23 protein-coding genes and 1 pseudogene are annotated in these 24142 nt (G+C 66.2%); 20 read left to right on the top strand and 4 right to left on the bottom strand.

Annotated features, from left to right (window positions below):
• From H0B43_RS38230 to H0B43_RS38175, 12 genes are all read left to right on the top strand, one after another.
• Positions 1-1550: hypothetical protein (locus tag H0B43_RS38230; protein ID WP_185950114.1), on the top strand; the 1550-nt coding region annotated here is incomplete at its 5' end.
• Positions 1547-1849 carry a transposase gene (locus tag H0B43_RS38225; protein WP_185950113.1) on the top strand — a complete coding sequence of 101 codons (303 nt, stop codon included), beginning with the start codon at positions 1547-1549 and terminating at the stop codon, positions 1847-1849. The genes H0B43_RS38230 and H0B43_RS38225, both read left to right, overlap by 4 nt.
• Positions 1850-1857: 8 nt before the next feature.
• On the top strand, positions 1858-3546 hold the full coding sequence (locus H0B43_RS38220) for a peptidoglycan DD-metalloendopeptidase family protein (protein ID WP_185950112.1): 1689 nt from the start codon (positions 1858-1860) through the stop codon (positions 3544-3546).
• Positions 3543-3800 carry a hypothetical protein gene (locus tag H0B43_RS38215; RefSeq protein ID WP_185730174.1) on the top strand — a complete coding sequence of 86 codons (258 nt, stop codon included), beginning with the start codon at positions 3543-3545 and terminating at the stop codon, positions 3798-3800. Before H0B43_RS38220 ends, H0B43_RS38215 begins: the two co-directional genes overlap by 4 nt.
• A 58-nt stretch (positions 3801-3858) precedes the next feature.
• Positions 3859-4539, top strand: coding sequence for a hypothetical protein (locus tag H0B43_RS38210; protein WP_185730175.1), 681 nt, complete (start codon positions 3859-3861; stop codon positions 4537-4539).
• Positions 4540-4543: 4 nt separating this feature from the next.
• Positions 4544-5140 (top strand): hypothetical protein, encoded by a 597-nt coding sequence (locus H0B43_RS38205; RefSeq protein WP_185730176.1) that lies wholly within the window; start codon positions 4544-4546, stop codon positions 5138-5140.
• A gap of 102 nt (positions 5141-5242) precedes the next feature.
• Complete coding sequence (locus H0B43_RS38200; protein WP_185730177.1) at positions 5243-7030, top strand: type IV secretory system conjugative DNA transfer family protein; 1788 nt, start codon at positions 5243-5245, stop codon at positions 7028-7030.
• The gene (locus H0B43_RS38195) at positions 7027-7758 is read left to right on the top strand and encodes a DUF4913 domain-containing protein (protein ID WP_185730178.1); all 732 of its coding nucleotides are present in this window, start codon (positions 7027-7029) and stop codon (positions 7756-7758) included. Before H0B43_RS38200 ends, H0B43_RS38195 begins: the two co-directional genes overlap by 4 nt.
• Before the next feature lie 22 nt (positions 7759-7780).
• Positions 7781-8674: a hypothetical protein gene (locus H0B43_RS38190; protein ID WP_185730179.1), complete on the top strand. Its 894-nt coding sequence runs from the start codon at positions 7781-7783 to the stop codon at positions 8672-8674.
• A 39-nt stretch (positions 8675-8713) separates the two neighbouring features.
• Positions 8714-9538 carry a hypothetical protein gene (locus H0B43_RS38185; RefSeq protein WP_185730180.1) on the top strand — a complete coding sequence of 275 codons (825 nt, stop codon included), beginning with the start codon at positions 8714-8716 and terminating at the stop codon, positions 9536-9538.
• Between the two features lie 34 nt (positions 9539-9572).
• Complete coding sequence (locus H0B43_RS38180; RefSeq protein WP_185730181.1) at positions 9573-10382, top strand: hypothetical protein; 810 nt, start codon at positions 9573-9575, stop codon at positions 10380-10382.
• Between the two features lie 523 nt (positions 10383-10905).
• Entirely contained in the window at positions 10906-12159 is a 1254-nt protein-coding gene (locus H0B43_RS38175; RefSeq protein WP_185730182.1) for an acyl-CoA dehydrogenase family protein, read from the top strand.
• Here the strand turns inward: H0B43_RS38175 and H0B43_RS38170 are convergent.
• Positions 12156-13166, bottom strand: coding sequence for a helix-turn-helix domain-containing protein (locus H0B43_RS38170; RefSeq protein WP_185730183.1), 1011 nt, complete (start codon positions 13164-13166; stop codon positions 12156-12158). The two genes, H0B43_RS38175 and H0B43_RS38170, sit on opposite strands and share 4 nt — an antisense overlap.
• 84 nt (positions 13167-13250) lie before the next feature.
• Here H0B43_RS38170 and H0B43_RS38165 point away from each other — a divergent pair, with 84 nt between their 5' ends.
• Together H0B43_RS38165 and H0B43_RS38160 are read left to right on the top strand one after the other, a co-directional pair.
• Positions 13251-14747 carry an aldehyde dehydrogenase family protein gene (locus H0B43_RS38165; RefSeq protein WP_185730184.1) on the top strand — a complete coding sequence of 499 codons (1497 nt, stop codon included), beginning with the start codon at positions 13251-13253 and terminating at the stop codon, positions 14745-14747.
• Between the two features lie 758 nt (positions 14748-15505).
• Positions 15506-16369 (top strand): LuxR C-terminal-related transcriptional regulator, encoded by an 864-nt coding sequence (locus H0B43_RS38160; RefSeq protein WP_312034123.1) that lies wholly within the window; start codon positions 15506-15508, stop codon positions 16367-16369.
• 113 nt (positions 16370-16482) lie between these two features.
• On the opposite strand, the gene H0B43_RS38155 is transcribed toward H0B43_RS38160, so the two are convergent.
• Together H0B43_RS38155 and H0B43_RS38150 are read right to left on the bottom strand one after the other, a co-directional pair.
• Positions 16483-18198: a relaxase/mobilization nuclease domain-containing protein gene (locus H0B43_RS38155; RefSeq protein ID WP_185730185.1), complete on the bottom strand. Its 1716-nt coding sequence runs from the start codon at positions 18196-18198 to the stop codon at positions 16483-16485.
• Positions 18195-18593, bottom strand: a complete 399-nt coding sequence (locus H0B43_RS38150) for a plasmid mobilization protein (RefSeq protein ID WP_312034076.1) — start codon at positions 18591-18593, stop codon at positions 18195-18197. The genes H0B43_RS38155 and H0B43_RS38150 overlap by 4 nt, the downstream gene beginning before the upstream one ends.
• Before the next feature lie 599 nt (positions 18594-19192).
• On the opposite strand from H0B43_RS38150, the gene H0B43_RS38145 reads away from it, so the two are divergent.
• The 6 genes and pseudogenes from H0B43_RS38145 to H0B43_RS38120 all read left to right on the top strand — a co-directional run bounded on the left by H0B43_RS38145 (position 19193) and on the right by H0B43_RS38120 (position 23375).
• Positions 19193-19570, top strand: a complete 378-nt coding sequence (locus H0B43_RS38145) for a heat shock 70 family protein (RefSeq protein WP_252190314.1) — start codon at positions 19193-19195, stop codon at positions 19568-19570.
• A gap of 475 nt (positions 19571-20045) precedes the next feature.
• Positions 20046-20393: a CPBP family intramembrane glutamic endopeptidase gene (locus H0B43_RS42215; RefSeq protein WP_185730187.1), complete on the top strand. Its 348-nt coding sequence runs from the start codon at positions 20046-20048 to the stop codon at positions 20391-20393.
• Between the two features lie 188 nt (positions 20394-20581).
• Positions 20582-21136: pseudogene (locus H0B43_RS38135) on the top strand (hypothetical protein).
• A 583-nt stretch (positions 21137-21719) separates the two neighbouring features.
• The gene (locus tag H0B43_RS38130) at positions 21720-22535 is read left to right on the top strand and encodes a class I SAM-dependent methyltransferase (RefSeq protein ID WP_312034077.1); all 816 of its coding nucleotides are present in this window, start codon (positions 21720-21722) and stop codon (positions 22533-22535) included.
• A 203-nt stretch (positions 22536-22738) separates the two neighbouring features.
• Positions 22739-23020, top strand: a complete 282-nt coding sequence (locus tag H0B43_RS38125; RefSeq protein WP_185730188.1) for a type II toxin-antitoxin system RelE/ParE family toxin — start codon at positions 22739-22741, stop codon at positions 23018-23020.
• Between the two features lie 61 nt (positions 23021-23081).
• The gene (locus H0B43_RS38120; RefSeq protein WP_185730189.1) at positions 23082-23375 is read left to right on the top strand and encodes a HigA family addiction module antitoxin; all 294 of its coding nucleotides are present in this window, start codon (positions 23082-23084) and stop codon (positions 23373-23375) included.
• A 243-nt stretch (positions 23376-23618) separates the two neighbouring features.
• Here H0B43_RS38120 and H0B43_RS38115 read toward each other — a convergent pair whose 3' ends face one another.
• Positions 23619-24122, bottom strand: coding sequence for a hypothetical protein (locus tag H0B43_RS38115; RefSeq protein WP_252190315.1), 504 nt, complete (start codon positions 24120-24122; stop codon positions 23619-23621).
• Positions 24123-24142: the final 20 nt, after the last annotated feature.

The raw sequence follows: 24142 nt of genomic DNA, 5'->3' as shown, positions 1-24142 counted from the left end.
CGAGCGCCCGCGAGCGCACCGAGCAGAGCACCACCGCGGGTGGCCCGAAGCTGAGCGATCGGGGCCACCGCGGTGCCGGGGGCGGCCGCGCCGCATCGGTCGGCAAGCAACCCGAACTGCGCTCGACGAGTGTGCACGCTGCCGGCGCGTTCTGGCCGTGGTCCGTCGGCGCAGGTGCCCCCGCGGTCGGCCCGGTGATCGGCAGCCACCTGGTCACCCACGCCCCGGTCTCGTTCGGGCTGCTCAACTGGTTCCGCCGCGGCTTCATCACCGCCCCGGTCGCGTTTGTCCTGGGCCTCAACGGCTACGGCAAGTCCTCGTTCGTCCGCAAGGTGATTCTCGGCGCGATGGCACAAGGGGTGACCGCGCTATTCCTCGCCGACAAGAAACCCGACTACCGCAAGATCGTCGAGGAAGTCGCCGGTGAGGACGCGGTCGTCGATGTCGGCTACGCCTTCGGACACATCAACCCACTGGCCGGTGGTGTGCTCGGGTCGATCATCCCGCGACTGGCCGCGTTCCCCGATCTGCAGCTGCGTTGGCTCGAGGAACTGCGGGGCCGCCAGACCGAAACTGTGAGCGCCCTGATCGAGTTGCGGCGCGGACAAGCGCTCGAGGACTGGGAAGAGTCGATCGTCGGCTCGGCCATCGCGATCCTGTTTGACGAGAAGGGCTTCACCCCCGACGAGCCGCCGCTGCTCGAGGACATGCTCGGCCTGATCATCGAGGGACACCCCCAGCTCCTCGAGGACGCCGGAGTCGACACCATCGAGGACTACCGCGAGGCGGTGCGGCCGCTGCGCCGCTCCCTGCGCGCCTTCGTCAATCCCAAGAGCCGGTTCGGGCGGATCTTCAACGGACAGACCACCCATCCACTCAGTCTCGATCACCCGGCGATCGGCTTCGATGTCTCGCACATCCCCAATGGGGACAAGAAGCTGCGAGCTGCGGTGATGCTGGTGTGCTGGTCGGACGGGTTCGCCCTGATCGACGCAGCGAACGCCCTGACTGATGCGGGCCTGGCTCCGCAGCGGTTTTTCGAAGCGGTGATGGATGAAATCTGGGATGTACTCGGACTCGGCCCCTTCATGGTTGACCGGATCGATGCCCTCACCCGCCTGAACCGGCAGATCGCCACCGGGCTGTGGATGATCACCCACTCGATGGCGGACCTCGAGACCGCCGCCGACGGCGCCACCACCTCCCGCGCGGTCGGCTTCCTCGAGCGCGCCCGGGTGAAGATCATCGGCCCGATCCCGGAGAAGGAAATCGACCGCCTCGACGGCGTGGTCACCTTCACCGACACCGAAGCCGACATGGTCACCAAGTGGTCGTCCCCGCCGCCGATGACCGGTGAGCAGCCTCGGGAAGACCAGCCCGCCCCGCCCCCGCCGGGAACCGGAAACGTGCTGATCAAGACCGGTGACGACCCGCGCGCCCCCGGAATCCCGGTGCACGTGATCTTCACCCGCTCCGAGATCGAATCCGGAGTCCACAACACCAACGCCCGCTACACCGACACCGCCGCCCGTGAGGAGGACGCCGCGTGATCCCGCAACGCCGCTACCGGGACGTCTCCCCGGAACTGAGGACCGCCGCCGTCAAGAGTGTCGCCCTCCTCCAGAACGAGGTCTCCTCCCGCTGGCGGGCGATCCAGCTCGTCGCCGAAGCCACCGGCGTGCACCCGAACACGCTGCGCAACTGGGTGCAAGCGCACCCCGACGGACCCCGATCCCCGCGCCGCGACCTCGAACGCGAACTGCGCGAACGGGATGCGGCGCTGGCCGCGGCGTCGGAGATGATCGCCGACCTGTCGTCGCGGATCCCAGGCCACGCCGGGCGGGACTGAACCCGGCCGTGGACATCAAGAAGCTGGTCGCCGCCGCCGTGGCCGCCGTGTTGGGACTCGTGCTGCTGGTGGTCGTCGTCGCCTCCGACAGCGGCAACGAGTGCCCGGCCCCGGCGACGCCCGGCGGCAGCACAGCTCCTGCCGGATCGCTGGTCAAACCGACCAAGTCCGGCACCACCACACTGACCTCGGGATTCGGGCCGCGGTGGGGGACCGAGCACCGGGGCATCGACTTCGCCGGCGAGGTCGGCACTCCCATCTACGCGTTCACCGACGGCCGGGTCATCGCTGCCGGTCCCGCCTCCGGATTCGGGAACTGGATCATCGTCGACCATCAGATCGACGGGAAGGTGGTTTCGACCGTCTACGGGCACATGTTCGACGACGGTGTGCTGGTCAAGGCCGGTGACCGGGTGTCCGCCGGTCAGGAGATCGGCCGTATCGGCAACGCGGGCGAGAGCACCGGCGCGCACCTGCACTTCGAGGTCTGGGACGGGGGCCGTCTCCCGGACGGTGTCGGCACCGCCGTCGACCCGGCTCCCTGGGTGGACCAGGCCATCGAGCCCGGCCAGGCACCGGCTCCCGAGACAGGGGAGGGGGACGGTGGGGCGCGGACCTCGCCCGGCACCTCTACGGCACCGGGGCTCGCGGTCTACAACGCCCGCCAACTCGCGATCGCCAAGCAGGCCGTCGCGATCGGGGAAGCGATGGGTGTCTCCGAGCGCGGCATCACCGTCGCCCTCGCCACGATCGGCCGCGAGTCGACGTTCCGGATGCTCGCCAGCTCCGTGGTGCCCGAATCCCTGAACTACCCGCACGACGGCGTCGGCAGCGACAACAAGTCCGTCAACCAGTACCAGCAGCAGGTCGGGATCTGGGGAACGGTCGAAGAGTTGATGAACCCGGTCACCGCGAACGTGAAGTTCTACCAGGCCCTTCTGCAGGTCTCCGGGTGGGAGTCGATGCCGGTCACCCTCGCCGCTCAGACCGTGCAGGCCTCGGCGCACCCGGAGGCGTACGCCCCGTGGGAAGACGCCGCGCACGCCATGTACAGCGAGTTCAAGGGTGCGAGGAAGGAACTCACCACCGACGAACTGTCACAGATCTCCTCCGCTGGTCGGGCTACGGCCGTCGCAGCGGGAGGCATCTTGCCCGATGCGTGCCCACCCGCAGGCGGCGAGCACGGCCCGCTCGCACCGGGCCCGTTCGGGCAGAAGGTCATCGAGGCCGCGTCCCGCTGGCTCGGCACCGAATACGCCTGGGGCGGCGGTGACGTGAATGGCCCCACCCGCGGGATCAGCGACGGCGGCGGCGCGGCCGACGCCCACGGGGACACGGGCAAGATCGGCTTCGACTGCTCCGGCCTGACCCTCTACGCCGTCTACCAGGCATCCGGGGGTGCGATCAGTCTGCCGCACTTCACCGGAGACCACTCCAACCCCGGCCAGCTCTACGACGCTCGCGGGCAGGACATTCCGTTCGACCAGAAGCAACCCGGTGACCTGATCTATTTCGGGTCCGGCGGCAGCACCCACCACGTCGGCATCTACCACGGCGTCACAGACGGCCAGGACATGCTCCTGGGCGCCCCGCAATCAGGTGATGTCGTCTCCATCCAACCGCTGTCCAACTGGGCCGGCGAAGAAATGTACGTCCGCCGGTTCGGCGACCAACCCACAGAAAGGCAACCCCAGTGACGAACACGATCAGTACGGACGACAGTCCGATGACGGCCAGCGCGCATGTCATTGGCGCACCGCTCGGACAGCACTTGGAGTGGATCTCCTGGATCGCGCTCGTCGCCGGCGCGGTCATCGTGACAGTGACGGGCGCCGTATGGCTGTGGCGGCGGTGGACCCAGAGGACGGACGAGAGATCACCCGGGATCTGGTTGTCCTTCGGATTCACGCTCACGTTGACCGGATCTACCAGCACTTACCCATTCCTCTAGGCCACCGCTTCACACGACCGGACACAGACCGACTGAAGAACACGAAGGGACAGGGCACATGACGGAAAACGTGATCGAGAACCCCGCACCGAAGAGCGTGGCTATCAAGAGTTGGGGCCAGGAAGAAGTCGCCCCGCACAACTGGGCTGCCAAGGTGCTGGGCGACCAGACCGACATCCTCGAGGCGAACGGATGGCAGATCACCGAACGTCAACGCGACCTCGCGTACCTATCGGCGCTGGAAACGCTTGATGCCGAGGTTCTCCGGCGACCGCTGCGGGGGCGGGGTCAGCCCTCCCCGCTCTACGCCAGCACGATTCACCAGATCACCGCCACCGAACTGCGGAAGGTCGCCGGTCAGCCGGCCCCGGTCAAGCCCTGGGAGAGGGTGACGCTGGGACTGCTTGTGGCGGTGGCAGCGATTACGGTCGGCCTCACCTGGAAGGTGGGGGACACGGCCAGTGGATTCCTCCGGATCGACGACACACTCTGGTTGGGGCCGCAACGGCAACAGACGGCAGCGAACTGGCTGTTCTGGCTCGGGCAGACCGGTGCCATCGCCGCCACGCTCCTGCTGGTACCCGCCTTGGTCACCACGGGGATCACCCTCGTGCGCCGCGTCCGACCGCGATACACCAGTGGCGCCTTGGCCCTGGCCATCGCCGCAGCCGTGGTGTGCATGGCCACTGTGGTCACGACGACCTTCATCGCGATCATGTTCGCCGGACTGGGCCGGTGACGACATGAATCGGCATCACAGCAGGACGATCCGCAGCAGCGTCGCCGCCGCGATGGTGACGGCAACCCTGTTGGCGGCCGGGTGCGGCAGCTCCGACGACGGGCATGACCATGCCGCCAAACCAATGGATTCCGGTGGCCCGACGGCAGCATTGACGACCCCACCACCGCCGCCGCTGCCGGAACAGTTCAGCAGTGTCGATCAGAACGATCCGGAAGCGGTGATGGTCGCCGCCGCGCAGACCCTGTTCAGCTACACCCCCGCGACGGACCCGACCCAGGCCGCTGGCGCCGACCGGGCCGCCCCGCTGCTCGACGAGCGGTTCTACGCCGAGAACAAGGCGGCGTTCTCCGTGCTGGCACCGATCACCGGCGCCCAGTGGGACCGGTGGACGAGTGCGAACGCGACCGTGACAGCCCGCGCGGCGCTGACCGGAGACAACCATCCGCCCGACGCCCCCGCCCGGATCTCGCGGGTGGTCGCCGTCACCCAGACCGCGACCACCCCAGCCGGAGCGGTGCTCGATGAATCCACGGTGGCGGTCTACATGAGCGCAACCCGTCTCGGGGTGTGGCGGGTGAGCGCTCTGACCGTCCGCTGACACCGGACAGGTGACCGACAGCTGCAACGACATTTCAGGAGTGATGATGACGAGTTCGACCAAGACGGTCGTGGCCACGACCCTCGGGCGAAGGGAGCGGCGATGAGTGACCGTGGAGTCAAGGATCCAGTCAATTCGGCACGCGAGGTGTATCTGATCGCGGCAGTGGTGGCCGTCGTCGGGGTGGTGGGCGGCGGGGTGATGCTGGCGCTGCGCCTGGGCACCGATCAGGAGGTGCCGGCGAACCCGGCCGTGGTCCTGATCGACCTGGTGAAGGGCCATCTTCAATGGTCGACCACCGCAACGGTGATCATCACGGTATACGCAGTGCTGGTGCTGGCGGCAGCGTTCGTGATTTTGGTGCTGGTGGCTCGCAGCCGCGGCAAGCGCACCCGCGTCGACGACAAGGCCAAGCACATGGGCCGGTTGCGGGACGTGGGATCGCTGACCGAGAAGCGGTGCCGTAAGGAGTCGGACCGGTTGGGCGTGATCCTCGAAGAGGGTGCGGCGCCGGGGGTCCCGATCGGAAAGCACCTGTTGTCGGGGCAGAACCTGTACGCGAAGTACGAGGACATGCACGTCGACATCTGGGGTCCGCGTTCGGGAAAGAGCAGCTCCCGGGTGATTCCGGCGATCCTCGAGGCGCCCGGCGCGGTGCTGACCACCTCGAACAAGCGGGACGTGGTCGATGCCACCCGCGACCCGCGTGAAGCCAAGGGCGGGAAGGTGTGGATCTTCGACCCGCAGAAAGTCGCTGACGGGGAGAACACCTGGTGGTGGGATCCGCTGTCGTGGGTGACCGACGAGGTCCGGGCCGCGGACCTGGCCGCGCATTTCGCTGCCGGCGACGACGGCCTGGACGCGAAGAAGGATTCCTTCTTCGACCCGGAGGGCCAGGACCTGCTCACCGCCCTGTTCCTGGCGGCCGCGGCCGAGCAGAAGCCGATCACCCAGGTGTACACGTGGGTCACCGACGAGACCAACGTCGAACCGGTCAACCTTCTCCGCAAACACGGCTACGACCTGCACGCATCCGGTCTCAGTGGCCAGTACAACGCTCCGGCGAAACAGCGCGGCGGTGTCTTCGGCACGGCCCGGAAGATGATCCGCTGCTTGAAGATGCAGTCCATCCGGCCGTGGGTGTCGACCGACGGCCAGCGAAACCGGGTACCGCATTTCGATCCGCGGGAGTTCGTCCGCTCGAACGACACCATCTACCTGCTCTCCCGCGAGGGCAACGGGTCCGCCGGACCGCTGGTGACCGCGCTGACCGTCGCGATCTGTGAGGCCGCCGAGGAACTGGCGACCCGGTCGAAAGGTGGGCGCCTGCCGGTGCCGCTGCTCGCCGCCTTGGACGAAGCAGCCAACGTCGTCCGCTGGACCCAGCTCCCAAAGCTGTACTCCCACTACGGTTCTCGTGGAATCGTGATCATGGCCATCCTGCAGAGCTACGCCCAGGGCACCGAAGTGTGGGGCAACAAGGGCATGGGGATGCTGCACTCGGCCGCGAACGTGAAGGTCTACGGCGGCGGCTGCGAGGTCGCCGTCGACGACAACTACCTCCGATCGCTGTCCACCGCGATCGGGGAGCACTGGGAATACAGCGGATCGGTCTCCTCCGGTCGCGGAGGCCGCTCCACCTCACGTCAACGCACGAAGATCACCACCTTCACCGAGTCCGAACTCGAAGAACTGCCCCGCGGCCGCGCGATCGTCCGCTCATCCGGGAACCGGGCCACCCTCGTCAAGACCGTGCCCTGGTGGGAAGGCCCCTACGCCGAGCAGGTGCGGGCATCGATCGCACGTCACGATCCCGAAGCGGACAAGACCCTCGCCGAAGCGGTGACCCTCACCGACGACGCCGAACCGAAAGAGGTACAGCCGGTATGACCAGCCTCGACGAGTTCGACCTGCCCGAACCGCCCGACGAGGACCTCGCCCCACCCGAGGATCCGTGGGCGCCGCCGCTCGAGGGTCTCGTGCCCGCACCCGCACCGGCGGCTACCCCGGCCGACGGGAACGGTGCAGGCGACGCCCTCGCGCTGTCCGACGAGCTGAGCGCCCGGATCGGGAAGGTCACCGGGACGCTGCTGAGTACGCAGATCAAGGCGATCGCGGAAACTCAGCTCGCCGAGCTACTCACCCCGGAGATCTATCAGCGGATCGAAGAGCTCTCCCGGCGTCGACTCGCCGCCGAGCTGGAGACGCAGCTGGTCGCGGCCGCCCACGCAGCGGACGCGGCGGAGAATCCGCCGACCACCGTGTTCGGGTCGACCGAAGAGTTCGTTCGGGTGCGCCTGGCCCCGGGCTACCGCCGCGACGTCATCGACAACCGGGAAATCCGCTGGTGCCCTCAATGGTGGCGGCACGAAGAAGCGATCTCCCGCCTCGAAGCGCTGTGGCGCACCTGGGAACACTTCCGCCTCGACGCCACCACCGGAATGAGCGTGTGGTGGCGCGACCACGCCGACCACCACATGTCGGTGCTGATGTCTTCGGACGGCCCGTTCAGCAACTGCAGCGTCCAACACGGCCACCACACGCCGGACAACGCCATCGCACCGCTGCCGACCGATCCGGCACCCGCCGGGATGTTCCCCGACACCCGCGAGCTCTGACGCACGAAAAGGACCACTTCTCATGGATATGCACCGCGACGACGGCATCTACACCGCCACCTGCCGCCACTACGAGCACCGACCAAGTTCCGAAGGACCAATCGGCGTCACTACCACCCAGCACACCTCTCGAGCTGCCGCATTCGACGCCCTCCACGAGTTCCTCAGCACTGCTTACGAGGTCGGTCCCCGGTACGACATCACCATCACCCGCGACGACACCCCACAACGGGAAGTCGTCTTCGCCACCGGAGGGCCCGCCACAGTCGATCGCCTTCGCTCCGCGATCAACGAGGCACGATCGGCATATTCCAGCGCATGGGACATCCTCAAAGCCCACGCGAACGACCTCATCGCAGAACTGCGTGACCCGAACGCGCTCGTACACCATCCGACCCCCGAGTTACGTGATGTGGCATGGGCCGCCAGGAACCAGTACGGCCCCCGGCACCGCACCCGCGACGCCTACCAAAGCCACACCGGTGAAGCACTCGACCGCGCCAAGAACCTCGCCCGCGACGCCGGACACACCGAGGACCAGATCGACCGCGCGACCCACGCCGACCCGGATATGGACATGCACAGCCTCCGCCAGCGGTCCGCAAACATGATCCGCGACCTCCGCTCTTTCGCCACCAACTACAACCTCCCCCCAGACCAGGCCAGTGCCCTCCATGCCGCGGCCGACAGGGCCGAGGACACCGTCGCCGAACTCGCGGCCCCGAGCGGTGTCCCCCCGGCTGTCCCCTCACTCGACAGCAGCACCACCATCCAGCAGGACATCACAGCGGCCGCGAGACTCGCTGCCAGCGACTTCCCTTCCCCAGCCCGGTCCGTCCTCGTCTCACCGAACCAGCCTGAACCGACCCATAAATCCACGGCCGCGCCCACCCGCACCTCCAGCCTCGACCTCTAGGCCAAGCCCGTCACCACAACAACCGGTAGGGAGAACCACATGTCCGAAGGTCCCGAAGTCGACTCGGCAAACCACGAAGTCAGCGCCATGATGCGCGTCGCACTGCAACTGGCCTCCCGTATGGCCGAGAAGATGGCTCGCAACCGTGAGCGTGACCTCGAGCAGGCGCGCCGCGAATCAGCCGAACATGCTCGCGAACTCGCACAACGGCTCGAGACCGACCGCGCGGGCGTCGAGGCGTTTCTGCGTGCCTCGTTCGATGACCAATGGTGGAACCGGGCACAGCCCGGCGAGATCGCCGACCAGTGGCAGCACGCACAAGCGTGGAAGGAACACTCCCATATCGCCGCGGAGGCGGTCGAACGGATCCGCGCCGAAACCGCCAAACGGTATGGCATCGACGCGGACGCTCCGGGCGCGGACGAGAAGATCGTCGACGCCCTGCTACGCGATGCCGAGAACCGAAAAGCCCGCGCCGGCGCCGAACACGGCCGATCCCAAGCCGACACCATGACGGCCAGTGAGATACTCGACCAGGCCGAGCGGGCGGATGTCGAACGCGCCGATGAGAACGAACGCAACGAGACGAACAGCGAAGACGTCGAACCGCAGGCACCTGGCGGTGATTCGCTGCGCTCGGTGGCCGACCACGACTACGACTCCGCCGAACGACGCGGGGAGGACGCCGACCAGATGAGAGCGTCCGGCATCGACGAAGAGGAAGTCGCCACCCGCATGCGCGCCGACCTCGACCAGGCCAAGCACCCGGTCGAAGCGGTGGCCGGTACGGGCAGCCATCCCAAGGCCCGCAAGGGTCGGGTCAGACGTGGTAAGTCTGCCGAGCGGACGATGACCGGCCGGTGAGCATGACGCGGCCGGCTCAACAGAGGGAGGGGTAATGGCAGAACAGAACGATGCAGTTCGAGACGCAATGCGCGGCGCGGTATCCGAGGCTCGCCGCCGTGCACGGCAGGCAACGGAGGTGGACCACCAGGTGCGTGACAAGGCCGTCGGGGTGCTGGTCACCGGCGGGATGAGCGTAGGGAAGGCGCGACGTGCGGTGGGCATGACCCGTCGAGAGCGTGCGCACGCATCAGCGCAGATGGCCGGGGCTGTGCTGCGTCGGTGGGCCGAGCGCGTTCGGGGGACGAAGTACGGCGTGAATTCGCCAATGGGTCCGGAAGACAGGCGGCATCTTCTGGCCGTGCACGGCGCGCTCGAAGAAATCTGGACCGTCGCAAGCGCAACCACCTCGCAGTGGCACAGCGAGGACGGACTGCATTCGGACCTCGTCATCTCCCGCAATGGGTGCCCGGTGCCGGACGACCGTCAGAATCTGCGGATGGACACCGCTGCCGCAGAGTTCACCAACGTCGTCACCGGTGAAAAGGTGCTGGTGTACTCGTTCGAGCGGTGGAACGGCGGACCAGGTGCAGACGGGCGCGGCACGTACCGCATCCTCCGAATCGACGGCAACGGAAACCAGATCCTGCAAAGCCCGGCCGATTATGGGCTCGGTGAGAACGCGGGCCGCTTCGGTGGTGGATGGTCTCCACCGGCGCCGGGGGACAACTCCGTCTTCGAGGCACTCGTCTCCGCCATACAAACGCAGCTCGCCATCGTGCCCGACGCCATCGGCGCCACTCCGGCTTCGGAGCTGCGGGCAGTCCGCCGGCGACGAGCACAACCGGACCTGCGCCGCCCGTAGCAGCCAGGCATGAAGTTCAGTCGATCGCCCGGTGCCGATGGAGCCCGCGGACGAACGTGCCCGCAACGACGAGCGGCCGCAGCCGTTCCCGTTGAACCCATCTCGTGACCGGGACGAGTGCACCGGCGATCGACTGAACCCACCGGAAACCTTCCGCCACCACGATGGTGCCGAGACCTGCCCACAATGCCGCCAGCCTGGGTCCGAGTCGAAGAAGCAGGTCCTCTGCCTCCTAACGATTGCTGCCACGGCTGCCGCAGTGAACACGACCCACGGCATGCTTGCGGCTTCGTATCCGTGTCGATCGAAAGATTGGACGCCTTACCTCCTGGTAAAGGTCGACGTTGAGGACCTCCACATCAGTGGAGTCGCCTCTGTCCTCCCAGCGAATCGGTGATTGGCGCAACGGTCCAAGAGGGTTGTCGCAATCGTCCAATCGTGACGGCGGGCACACGATGAGTATGGGTTTCAGAGCGAAGTGTTCGAGCTCACTTCTCAGCAAGCAATGGAGGAACTGATTCCCATGGCCATCGATTTCGACCTGAGTCCGGAGCAGGCAGCGTTGCAGAAGGCGGCGCAGACGTTTGCGGATAACCGGCTCGCCCTTGTCGAGGGCGTGATCGCGCCGTTCCCGACACCGGAGGAGCGGTTCGCGGCGATCAAACCGTTCTATCAGGAGATGGTGGATGCGGGGTTCCTCAAAGCGCTTCTGCCGGTCGAGTACGGCGGTACCGCGATGTCGTCGCTCGACTTCGCAATCGCGGCAGAAGAACTCACCCGCGCGGATATCAACGTGCCGACTGCGCTGCTCGGTACCGGCCTCGGGCTGCAACCGATCATCCACTTCGGTACCGCCGAGCAGAAAGCCAAGTTCTTGCCGGCTTTCGCCGGTGATCAGCCGCTCCTGGCGGCGTGGGCCTTCACCGAGACGGCCGGTGGCGCGAACTTCGACACCAGCGACACCTCGGGCGGGGTGCAGACGTTCGCCCGCCTCGACGGCGACGAATGGGTGATCAACGGCGACAAGCACTTCACCACGAACGCATCAGGATGGGACGGGACAGGTTCCGAACTGATCAGCGTGTTGTGTCGGACCGACCCGGCCCTGCCCCCGGCGGAATCGTTGGCGGTGATCGTCGTCCCGGGTAACACCGCCGGTATCAAAGTTGAATCCTACATCGACACCATGGGACACCGCGCAACCATCTCTCCCCGCATCACGTTCACCGATGTCCGGGTTCCCGCCGGAAACCTCATCGGACAGCCCGGAGACGGAAGGGAGATCGCCCGCAAGACGTTCAATTGGACCTCGTCGATCATCGGTGCGGCCTGTGTCGGCCGGATGCGGGCGGCCTTCGATTACGCATTCGCGTTCGCGAAGACCGACAGGCGATCCGGTCCGGTGCCGATCATCGACTACCCGACGGTCGGCTACATGCTGGTCGACATCAAGACCCGCATCGAGGCGGCACGGTATCTCACCTGGAAAGCGTGCGATCTGTACGACAAGACCGGTGGCGCAGACGAGGAGCTGGGTCACATGGCCAAGATCTACGCATCCGAGCTGTCCGTCCAGACCGTGTACGACACGATGCGGGTGGTGGGGGTGAACTCCTACGGCGACCAGACACCGATCGCGGGGATCATGGAAGACGTGCTGTGTTTCCCGCTCTACGACGGCGGAAACATGGGCGTACGCCGGCGGCAGCTGCACGCTCTTCTCCAGCGCGCCGACTACGACCCGATGCAGTCCGCCGCCGGGATCGTGACGACCTAGGTTTCGAGCATCCGGCTACCGGTCGCCGTGCTGTTCGCGGCACGGTACTCGGTCGGGGTGCACCCGGCGTACCGCTGGAAGGTGCGGGTCAGATGTGAGCTGTCGCAGAACCCCCACCTGACGGCGATCTCACCGATGGTGACGGTGAGCGGGGCCGAGGCGAGATCGTCCATCGCTCCGCTCAGGCGCTCCTCCCGAACGCAGTCCGCAAAACTCGTGCCGACCGCCTGAAACAACCGGTGCAGGGTGCGCACCGAGATCGCCGCCTCCCGGGCGGCTGCCTCGGCGGTGACGCGTCCGAGCGGTACCGCGGACCGGATATGGTGCCGGACCACCAGACGAAGAGCCGCATCACGCTCTTCTGGGCCGTCGTGGGTCTGCCCGGACCTGGTCGACATCACCGTGGACAGGACGTCGGCAAACGATCTTTCCATGATCGTCGCGGTGGGACGGTCCAGATGGGACCGCTGATTCCACAGAGACCACATCATCGCCCCGACAACGTTCCCCGCACCGGTCGTCGTGTCGACGGCCCGAGCCGTCGCACCGTCCGTCCGCCCCCCGAGGGCCCATTGATCACGAGGAACACGAAACGACAGAACACGCCAACTGGTTTCCGTCTTCGGCTCGTTGAACTCGAGCGTGTAGGGGCGCGTCGTGTCGAACACGGCGTAACTGCCCGCCGACACGATGCAGCGCCTGCCGTCCTGCTCGCCGTAGCAGACGCCGGACAATTGTAGGTTCACGAACAACGCTTCCACTGGCGCGCGACGCACCTCACGCGGGCCATGCGTCAACAACTGCGTGCACGACGCGATTTCAGCGCAATTCGTGTCGGCCAGCGGATCGGAGCGAACCCACCCCGGCACTCCCTCGGCCGTGGCACTGCGGTCGAGGTGCGTCCGCGCACGCTTGGGCGCCAAGGGAGTGAAGGCCTCGCAGACGACGTCACCCCAGTAACTCGCCTGTTCACGGGGACTGAGATCCGAGGTGGACCAGTACGGCATGCCACCAGATTCGGCGCTTCCGTCCGGCTCTGTCAAGACCACCGGCGGCAACCCACGACACACTGAGCAAGGAGAACAAGCACCATGACGATCACCCACACAGCACCGTCCGCGACGGTAACTAATTTCCTGGCAGCACCGGTGCTGCACCTGATCGACGGACAACACGTTCCGTCCATATCCGGCGACAACTTCGCGACCTTCAATCCCTGCAACGGCGACGAGTTGGCCCAGGTCGCCTTCGGCGGTGACCACGACGTCGACGCTGCGGTCACGGCGGCAAGGCGGGCACTCGACGGACCCTGGGGGCGGTTGACCCCGGCGCAGCGCAGCAAGATCCTGTGGCGAGTCGGTGACCTCCTCGAGGAGCGGGCGGACGACTTCGCGCTCGTCGAAGCACTCGACAACGGCAAACCGTTGACCTACGCCCGCGCGGTCGACGTGCCCCTGTCCGCCGACTGGTTCCGCTACTTCGCAGGCTGGCCGACCAAAATGGAAGGAACCACGATCCCGGTCACCTCGACCGCAGCTCCGGGAGACTACTTCGCCTACACCCTGCGCGAACGCGTCGGAGTGGTCGCGGCGATCGTGGCATGGAACTTCCCGCTGATGCTCGCCGCCTGGAAGCTGGCACCTGCGCTCGCCGCCGGCAACACGGTGATCCTCAAACCTGCCGAACAGACCCCACTCAGCGCCGCGCTGCTCGGTAACGTGCTCCGCGAAGCCGGGGTGCCCGACGGTGTGGTCAACATCGTCCAGGGCTACGGCGAGACGGTGGGCGCGGCCCTGACCTCCCATCCCGGTGTCGACAAGGTGTCGTTCACCGGTTCCACCGAGGTCGGCCGGCGCATCGTGAGCGCTGCCCGCGGGAATCTGAAGAAGGTCACCCTCGAGCTCGGCGGCAAGTCCCCGAACATTATCTTCGACGACGCCGACATCGATGCCGCCATCGAAGGGGCCGCGATGGCGATCTTCTTCAACCAGGGCGAAGCATGCGAGGCCGGATCGCGGCTGTTCGTGCAGTCGAAGGCCTACGACCGGGTCGTGGAGGGTGTCGCCCGCATCGCATCCGAACTCCAGGTCGGCGACAGTCTCGACCCGTCATCGCAGATGGGTCCGCTGGTGTCGGAGAAGCAACTCGACACCGTCCTCGGCTACCTCGAGTCCGGTCGCACCGAAGGCGCCACCGCGGTCGCGGGCGGAGGCCGCAAGGGCGACGTCGGGTACTTCGTCGAACCCACCGTCCTCGTCGACACCACCCCGACCATGCGGGTGGTCAAGGAGGAAATCTTCGGACCCGTGGTCACCGTCGCACGGTTCGACGACGCCGACGAGGTCATCGCCACCGCCAACGACACCGACTACGGGCTGGCCGCCGCCGTCTGGACCTCCGATGTATCGAAGGCGCATACCCTCGCTGGCCGGCTCGCGGCCGGAACGGTCTGGATCAACAGCTACCACGTGCTCGATCCGGCGTTGCCATTCGGCGGCTACAAGCAGTCCGGGTGGGGCCGCGAACACGGCTCGTCCGCCCTCGACGCCTACACCGAGACCAAGACAGTGATCTTGAAGAAGGGATAGCAGTCCATTCTCGCCGAGGTCGGGGCGGCCCCACCGTCCCGGCCTCGGCCTTCCGGCACTGCCCAAACATGAATCGAATACACCCGAGCAGGCACACTCTCGACAGATCGCGGCAACGGACCCCGGCATTCCAGTCGCCAGGTGGATGGCCCCGAAGTGAGGAAGGCCAGCTGCTCGTCGGTCTCGCCGTCGCCTGGCTCCCATACGGGGGACCACCGGCAGAGGAAATCTGGATCCAGTTCGGAGTTCACCCCGCCGCGTACTGGCGCCGGCTCTCGTACCTTCTCTCACTCGCCTCATGGCAGAGACAACTCGGACCGGCTACCGCTGCCCAGATCCGATCCCTCGCCGTCCCCCATCTGCGCCCGCAAACAAATTCACGTTCGAACTCCAAGGTGGACACCTGATGATCGGATTTTCAATTCTCAGCTCAGTTGTGGCAGCAGTCAGGGACACGATGGTGAGGCCGGTACTGGCCTACGTGGATCTTGTACTCGTACCGAGTCGAACCTTCGAGTACATCCAGTTCGACGACGACGATATCTGAACAGTGCAGTAGCGAACCGAGTCCTGCAGTTGCTTGTCCTGATGTTGAGCAGATGCCCTCGCCAAGATGCAGCAGTCGCGAGACGCTGGTCGGCAGCGTCGCTCCTCGCGCACAACGAGGGAATCTTCAGCAGGAACTTTCCCACCACCGCTGCATCGTTCGTGGCTGCCGCAACTGCGAGCAAACTGACCATCCGAAAGCGAATCTGATAGTGGTAGCAGCTTCCCTCCCGCTTCTGCGGCCTTGTGACGGCGACGCAGTACGTGGCGAGTTACGAGTCCTTGCAACACACGGCGTAGCGCCTGTCGTCTTCGGTGGGCAGGTCCACAACGACGTGCTGCGTCTGAGCGAATTCGTGGGGACGCGCACCACGGGGTTGAAAGGATTATCGATCCCGCCCCACTCGGGGCTCGGAGGTCGCGTCATCGCCCGCCACTCACCAGCGTCGGTCCACGACTACCGTCGCTCGACCACTATCACCCATCAGTACGACCGTCCCGTCCTCAACGAAGGACTACGCTCCGTGCTCGCGGTGCCGGTCATGGTCAGTGGCCGCCCTCGGGTTGTTCTCTATGCCGCGGTCCGCGAATGCATCCCGATCGGCGAGCGCACCATCAACCTCGTCCTCGGTGCGGCGCGCCGGCTCGGCACCGAAATGTCCGTCCGCGATGAGGTAGATCGCCGACTCCAGATGCTTGACGCACTCAAAGAATGCGGCACGAACAGCTCGACAACCGAGGAGCTTCGCGACATCCACGCCGATCTGCGATCGGTGGCACAACTCGTCTCCGACAAGACCGTGCAGTCGCGACTGCACGAATTGTCCGAACGGATTGCCGCACTACGCCGGCCAGAGAACGCTCTCGGTCCGGAGTCCGACGTGCGACTGGCTCCACGCGAGATCGATGTGCTGTCACAAGTCGCGCTGGGATGCACCAACAGTGAAGCTGCCCAGCGGCTCTCCGTGGGAACCGAGACAGTGAAGAGTTATCTCCGCAGCGCGATGAACAAGCTCGGGACGAGTTCACGTCACGAATCTGTTGTCACTGCCCGCAAGCTCCGACTACTACCCTGACCGGAGCCCTGTGTCGGGTTCGCGGGGGTTCTCCTACGGCCGAAGCGCACGGTGTAACTGGCAGCGCTGCCCGTGTGGTGGGCGTCGCAAATCTTCGGTGCTGACGTGCGCTCCTACCTTTCGTTGCCATCGTTGCCTCGTGTACGGGGGCGACCGGCGTGGGTGCGGAGGGACGGACCGATCCGGGAGGGGAGCGGTGAATCGGTGCGCCGCACTGCATCGGACGGAGGTGCCGCGTTGTCGAGGGCGGCGAGCCGCCGCAGCTCTTCCTGCTCCGGGGTGAGTGTCGAGGTCGTGGCGTGCTTCTGTGTCGCCTCGGTCCGTGCGGTATCCGGCACCGGAATTCGTGGTTGCTGGGCGGCATGAATGGTGGCGAGTTCGTTGCGGACGGCGTATTCGATGTCGAGTGCACGATGCAGTTCGCCCGCCGCGCGATGTGCATCCGCGATTGCCTCCATGGCTTTCATCAGCTGCCGCAACAGAAGCATCGCGGACACGCTCGTCGGCAGCTGCCCACTGGTCTGCATCACGATCAGTGCGGCCCCGCCCGCGGACATAGTGCCCTTCGGCGCCCGGTACGCCCGGTACGCCGGAAGCTGCGCGGAACGGGCGAGCTCACGCGCGGCCGCGGCCAACGGCCCGGGCGTGGGTTCGATCTTCGCCGACCACGCCGCGAACACCCCGGCGGTGCGGCCGGCTGCGCGTGCCCACTGTGCCCGGTCGTCGAGCGGGATGGACCGCAGGTAGGTGTTCCACTTGCCGATGTCCTCGGTGGCCCGGTCGAGCAGTTTCGGGTCGAGTTCCTGACTCTCACGTCCGGCACGCACGGTCGGCCGTTCACGGCGAGCCGCGTTCCACTCGTCAACCGCCGCGGATGATGCCTGTGGGCTGTCCTCCCACTCGCTGCGCAACCGCGGCAAGGTCAGGTCTTTGGCGAGATGCCCTCCACCGTAGAAGATCGGAGAGTGTCCGTTGGCGGGTCGAATCGCCACTTTGTAGCCGACGACGACATCGCCGCGACCGGAGGCAAACCGTGGCCGGGCAACCAGACCCTGGCCGCGAAGACGACGCACGAACTCGGCCTCGGAGTTCGATGCGGTTGCGCATGCGCGTACCCGGCGGGCGAGCAGTTCGCGGTCCAGTTCGGTGCCACCTTCCCGGTGGGCGCGATGCTGTTCGGCACGGTGGTAGCCACGCTCACCGGTCCTGGTGTTGCGGGACTCGATAACCGCGAGACCGTGTTCGTGTTCGAGTTTGTTGACGACTTCGCTGGCGCGGTTCCAGTCACGGTAGAGGTCGACCTTGGTACCGTCCTCGCGCACCACGGACGCGGCGATGTGGATGTGGTCGTTGCCCCTGACCGAGAGGCCGTGGCGGACCGCGATCCAGCGGGCGGGGGAGCGACCGGAGGTGTCGGTGAAGCCCATCTCGTCCATGAACCTCCGCGCGATCGCGCCCCACTTCTCGTCGGTGAGCTGCCCTTCGTCGGCGTGCAGTGACAGCGAGCAGTGCCAGACGTTTCCGTCGCGGAACGGATCGATCGGGTCACGGACCTTCGTGCCGTGCGAGTCCCGCACCTCGTTCCCATGGTCGTCGCGCAGGAAGTTCGGGATCTTCACTTCCGTGCCGAAGACCCGGCGAGGTTGATCCAGCTGACGGGCGATCTCGATCGCGTCCTGGTGCGAGAGTTCATTGTCGTCGTGCCATGTCATGATCGCCGAGTCGCCGGTCACCAGGTGCGGGTCGGAGTGTTCGTTCGCACGGCCCGGACCCTGCAGGTACGACAGCAGCCCCGACATCTTCTCGCCGCGTCCGATCTTGACGATCATCGCGCATCGAACCCGTCGAGAATCCCGTCGATCCGCGACGCCAACCGGCGCACCTCACCGAGCGTGACGCCGAGATTCTCGGGCAAATCCCCAGTGGCGTTGGCGGCCTTCGCCATCTGATTGATGTTGTTCGACAGCGCCGACAGAAGCCGGAACGCACCGAACAACTCGATCGCCAATTCCTGCCGGTCAGTGGCGGTCTCACGACCATCGGCCATAGCGGACTCGACCAGCAGACGAGGCACACTCACCTTCGCCTTCTGCGCCCGTGCCAGCAACTCCGACTCTTCCTCCGGAGTGACCTTCACGATGTGCCGATGTTGCCGGCCACCAAGGACGTTGGCGCGCCTTTCACGCCGGAAACGGCGCGGACGTTCAGTCGATTCGTCACTCACCGTCGTCACCTCTTTCCAGCCCAGCGCAGCGACCCCACCGATGTGGGGCTACACGACAGTGTCTCAGGTGAGGCGGGCACCGCCGAGTCTGACACGCCGGATTAGGTCACCTAATCCACTATCTTGCTCCGCCCGGAGCTCGATCAGTTGGCACGCAGCGCCCGCGTCGTGTGCCCGTTCTTGAAAGAAGCACAGGACGAGCGCAGCGAGTTCCTTTGCGCGATTTCCGGCCGTCCCACCTGTGGTGCGCACCCGATTGTGGGTGCCTGAGATCGAGCGGAACGGGACAGGGAATCTCGGGCATCCACACGAGGACCAGGGCGCTCCACACTTGTGGTCGGCCGGCGCCCGAACGGGCTGACAATGGGCCGCGCTGCGCGCATCCAACGCGACCTCGCAGCGGGGGAGTTGTCCCCAAGTGGGTACCGGGCTTAACGGCATTGGGCACACACGACATTTCTCCGCTCCGCTGTGTCGTGTGCACACAACGCCTACCCGGACACCCACCCGGGGACAACGAAATCCGAGCGCGACTCGACTCGCGCACACGCCGCATGTACGGCTCGAGATTCGCGCGCAACGTCTATACGATCGACCGCATGGAGAACCAGTCGCTGGAAACCGAATTCGCCGCTCTCGATGAACAGATCCGACGAGAAGCCGAGAAGAAGATGCAAGCGATCCGCGTCGTCGCCACAGCACACAAAACTCTCGCCGACACCCGCGAGGAGTTCGCGCGCACGGATGCGGCCAACAAGAAGGCCTTGACCGACGCGATCGCCGACGCCCGCAGCGCCGGATTCACCGATTCCGATCTGAAGCGGTGGCAGGAAGACGACAACAAGGCCAGCCGACGCGCACCGCAACGCCGGCCCCGCAAGAGCGCTCAGAAAGAACAGTCAGTGACACCGACCAACAGCGGAGCGGTCACCGCCTCACCCGAAACAGCGGGGGACAAGCTCGCTGCGTCGGCCTGAACCAGGCTCGCACGCCCTCGTGCCACTGACACTGCAGGTGTCGGTGGCACGCTCAGGTTCATCACGTCGGGGGGTCTCGATGAGCGGTGCCGCGCTCAGCAGACAGGGCCGGCCAGCAGAAGATGATCGGACCGCGCGCGAACGGAGCAGAAGCGCTTTGCCATTACAGTTGTAGGACCGTTCATGGGGACGGTCCTCGCCGCGTGCCTTGCCCCCATCAAACCAATGGAGGCAGTTCTCGCCGCACTTGGCTTCTTCGCTATGGCCGCCGCCTGCGAAGACACTTCCCCGCTGCGTCCGTGGTGGAGTATCCGCACCGAGGTCGCTCGCGGGTTCCGCTGGCTGGGCCTCGGACCGGTGCGGATTCGGGAGCGACAAGTAGCCGTGCGCACTCAATTGGTATGGATCCTGGTCGTTCCCATCGTGCTCCCGCTTCTGCACTGCCTCGCCGCTCCGCTTCACCGCGGCCTTCCCCGTGGTCGATCCCGCAGAACATGCCGCCAGGAAGACGCGGCAAACGGAGGCGACGACGCTCGGGCTCTACAGCGCTCTTGCCACAGCATTTCTCGGTGCAAGCCTCTTCGAGGAAATTGTCTTTCGCAGCCTCCCACTGATCGTGCAAAGGTGGCGGCCGCATGCAACGATCCTCATCGCGATCACCGCGACCACATCCGCCACGCTGTTCGCGATAGCGCACTCGGACTTCGGTACCGCGAACGTTGCCTCCACGTTCCTCAGCGGAGCGATATACACAGCACTCGCGCTCTACACACGATCACTCTGGCCGTCGATCATGGCCCACGGCATTACGACGCGATCATGATGGTGGGCTGGGTGATGAGACAACCACCAAAGCACGCCGCCAGTTCCCCGATCCGGTCAGGGTCGTGGAACTGGTTGTCGGCCCAGCCGCAACTTTTATGTCGGTCACCACACCTACGCTCTCCGGACCCAGGACCAGTCGAGCGGAGGACCGTGAACGCCACCAACGGCATCCCCACGCGCCCCGGGATGCCCGGACCTCCGGCGCCTACGAACTTCGAACAGCTCGCTTTGCTCGGGCAACCACAACCAATCCGCATTCCGGAGCAACGGTGGCACGAACGTGGCTCGCCGAGCCCACCATCGTCGCCCGGTTCGACGCCAAACGCTATCGCCGCGCCGACGGGCAATGCGATGTGTGGATCGGGAGTGTGAGTTCGACCGGGCACGGTTCCTTTCGCGCGGCGAGCCTGCCCGGTGCGTCTCGGCGCGACACCGTTCCCGCGTACCTGTTCGCCTACCAACTCGAGTACGGAGCCATCCCGAGACTGGGATGGTCCGGCACCGACGACACGGTTCTGTGCCATCAATGCGACTTCGCCGGATGCGTCAACCCGCACCACATGCGACTGGGGCACCAACGCCGTCAACCGCGCCGAGTACTACCTGCGCCGCCGGAACCTCGCCAGTCCACTCGCTGACATCCGCGATCCCGCCGGCCTCTCCCGTGGGGAAAACAATGAGGAGATCGAGAAACGAATCCGGTGTACGGAAGCAGCCGCACTGCTTCTCACACTCTGGTAATTGCCTCGGGCGGCGGCAACCGGCTCGGCCTGACCGCAGTTCCGATGGTGGTCTCTGCTACTTGACGCCACCGCTGCGATGTCCATGGTGCGCGCCGACGAATCGGACGACCCTGCGTCGCGGTCGCGGGCATTGCCGGACTGATCACCGCCGCCAGACACCGTCAGATGACGCTTGGGCGTTCGCCGCTGCGAACTCCCAGATTCGACCCGGGGGTGCCCGAATCGGGACCGTCATGTCGATCCCGACGCACTAGGGGGAAACCGCAGGACGAAGCCTGAGGGCATCGGGTCACCTGCAGACGAGACTACAACCCGCCTGGCGACTCTCGACAATCAATGGTCCGGCGGGTGACCGGTCATCGATCCCGTTCCGGGCCGAGCGTCGCCAGCGGCCGCCGGCGGCCGGACATGTACTCGGCGCCGATCTCGTCCCGCTGGTGGTTCCGTTTGCGGAACGTCATTGGCGGCTGGCTGAATCCGTGTTGATGCAACGCGTTTGCCTGTTCCCTGCTCCTGGCGCCGCGCGCTGGAGGCACAGGCGTGCGTCGGGAATGCCCCGCGTTTCCCAGAGCCTCCTTGACGTGAGCGTCCGCGTCCGCTTGATTTGCTCCATGCAGTTCGCCGCGCCAGCCGAGCACTATGACCGCTTCATGGGACGCTACGCGCCGTCACTGGCAGCAGTGTTCGCCGATGCCGCCGGCGTGACGTCGGATCAGCGGGTCTGTGACGTGGGCTGCGGGCCGGGCGGCCTCACACGGGAACTCGTCGCACGGGTAGGTGCGACGAACGTCGCGGCAATCGACCCGGCACCCCAATTCACGGCGGCATGCCGCGAGCATAATCCGGGTGTCGACGTCCGCGAGGGCGTGGCCGAAAAGCTGCCCTGGGCGAACGCGGAGTTCGATACCACGCTGTCCTCGCTGGTGCTCGGCTTCATGAGCGATGCCGACCAAGGCGTGCGGGAGATGGCACGCGTCACGCGGCCGGGCGGCACCGTTGCCGCCTGCATGTGGGACACCGCGACGGGCGGGATGACGATGCTCCGGGTGTTCTGGACCGCGGTGTGCCAGTTCGACGCCGGCGTGGAGGGCGAGTCCCAGATGGCGGGTACCGCCGAAGGCGACATCGCGCAGCGGTTTCGCCGAGCCGACCTGACGAACGTGGTCGGCGGCCAACTCACCGCCCGTGCGGATTATGTCGACTTCGACGACTTCTGGGAGCCATTCACATTTGCGGTGGGCCCCGCCGGCCAGTACCTGCAGTCCCTGTCCGGTGAGCGACGGGCGAGTGTGCGCGAGGCGTGCCGGGCAGCCCTCCCTCTCGGGGCCTTCTCTCTGGATGCCCGCGCCTGGTACGCGCGTGCGACAGTCCCCAGCGACGCCGTTTCCCCTGAGTGAGTCGATCGTCGAGGAGCAGCCGGGAGTGTCTCGTCAGCGCGCTAGCGAACGCACCCCGACAGGTGGACTTCGCCTGCTAACCCGTTCGGACCGGTGATTGCACCTGTCAACGATGGCCAATTGAGGCACCGCTGGAGACACGCCGCCACCCTCCCCGGTCCATAACGTTGCACGTTATTAACGCAGTGCGTTATGGTGGTGAGGTGATCGAATCGTTCGCCGACAAGGAGACCGAGCGAGTCTTTCGCCGGCAGTTTTCGAGGAAGCTCCCGCAGGACATTCAGCGGATCGCGCGTCGGCGTCTGTTGTTGATCGAGGCGGCTACCGACGTCAACGACCTGCGGGTGCCCCCAGGCAACCGCCTGGAGAAGCTCTCCGGGGACCGGGTGGGCCAGTACAGCGTCCGGATCAACGATCAGTACCGCATCTGTTTCATCTGGCGCGCTACCGCCGCATACGACGTGGAGATCACCGACTATCACTAACAACCCGACAGGAGCTGACGCTCCAGCATTCGACATAAGAACCCGACCAAGGAACCCGACAATGACTACAGACCTGAGCCCCATTCACCCCGGCGAGATCCTCCGCGAGGACTTCCTCGAGCCGTTCGGCATCACGCAGAACCGCCTAGCCACGATCATCGGTGTGCCACCCCGGCGGATCAACGAGATCGTGCTCGGCAAGCGGTCGATCACCGCGGACACCGCGTTGCGGCTGGCCAAGGCGTTCGGCAATAGTGCGCAGTTCTGGCTCAATATCCAGGACCGCTACGAGCTCGACCTTGCGGCCGACAAGCTAGGCGACGCCCTCGCCAAGATCACGCGTCTCTCGGCGTAGGCAGAAGAGCACTCACACGACGAACCCCGTCACCGATCGATGACCGGCACCTGATCGTTTGATGGATATGCATCCAGGGAGCTGGTGGCACGGGTTTGTCACGCTGCGTCGGCTGTCGCGATATTACCGCCAGTGGATCTTCGAGTCGTCCCGGTAACCGGGATCACCGTCGAGCACGGTGAATCCGGCCTCGGCGTACGGGGGCCTCGTCGCCCTGCCGGCGATCGGGGACTTCGCGTCGTGTCAGACATGCACATCGCATCCGAGTTCCCCAATTTTCTCGTCGCGCACCCCGGCGCCCAGCGGGTTACCCCAGCCACCGGCGCTGAGTACGAGACGACCGCGTACCGACCCCGCGGTGGTGTGCCCGGTCGCGGGGGACGGTGGCCCCTCAGCGGCAGCCGGTTCTCGCGCCGTGCCGTCGTTGCTCGAATCGGGCCCGTGCCGGGCCAGGACCGCGTCGGTGGCCACGTGGTCCTGGCGGAGGTGGCAGGCGATTGCATAACGGACGGGTGCACTGCGCCGGCGCAGCCGGTCCGCGCGGGCGGCGGCGGCGCCGTCGGCGAGCCAGCGGGCGTCGGCGCGGTCACAGCCGACCAGGAGGTGCTCGCACGCCAACCGGGCCGGGGCGTCGGCGTCGGCGTCGAAGAAGGCCGGCAGCACGGCCTCGTCGAGGACAAGCGCCGGGACCCGGACGAGTTCGTACGGCACCCGCATCATCGTGCGGACGGCGTCGGCCGCTGTCATCGGCGGGTCCTTCTTCCCGA

Origin of the sequence: Rhodococcus sp. 4CII, assembly GCF_014256275.1 — a bacterium.
Classification (GTDB): domain Bacteria; phylum Actinomycetota; class Actinomycetes; order Mycobacteriales; family Mycobacteriaceae; genus Rhodococcus_F; species Rhodococcus_F wratislaviensis_A.
The sequence above is the reverse complement of the archived record's forward strand: the minus strand, read 5'-3'. Positions and strand labels throughout refer to the sequence as shown.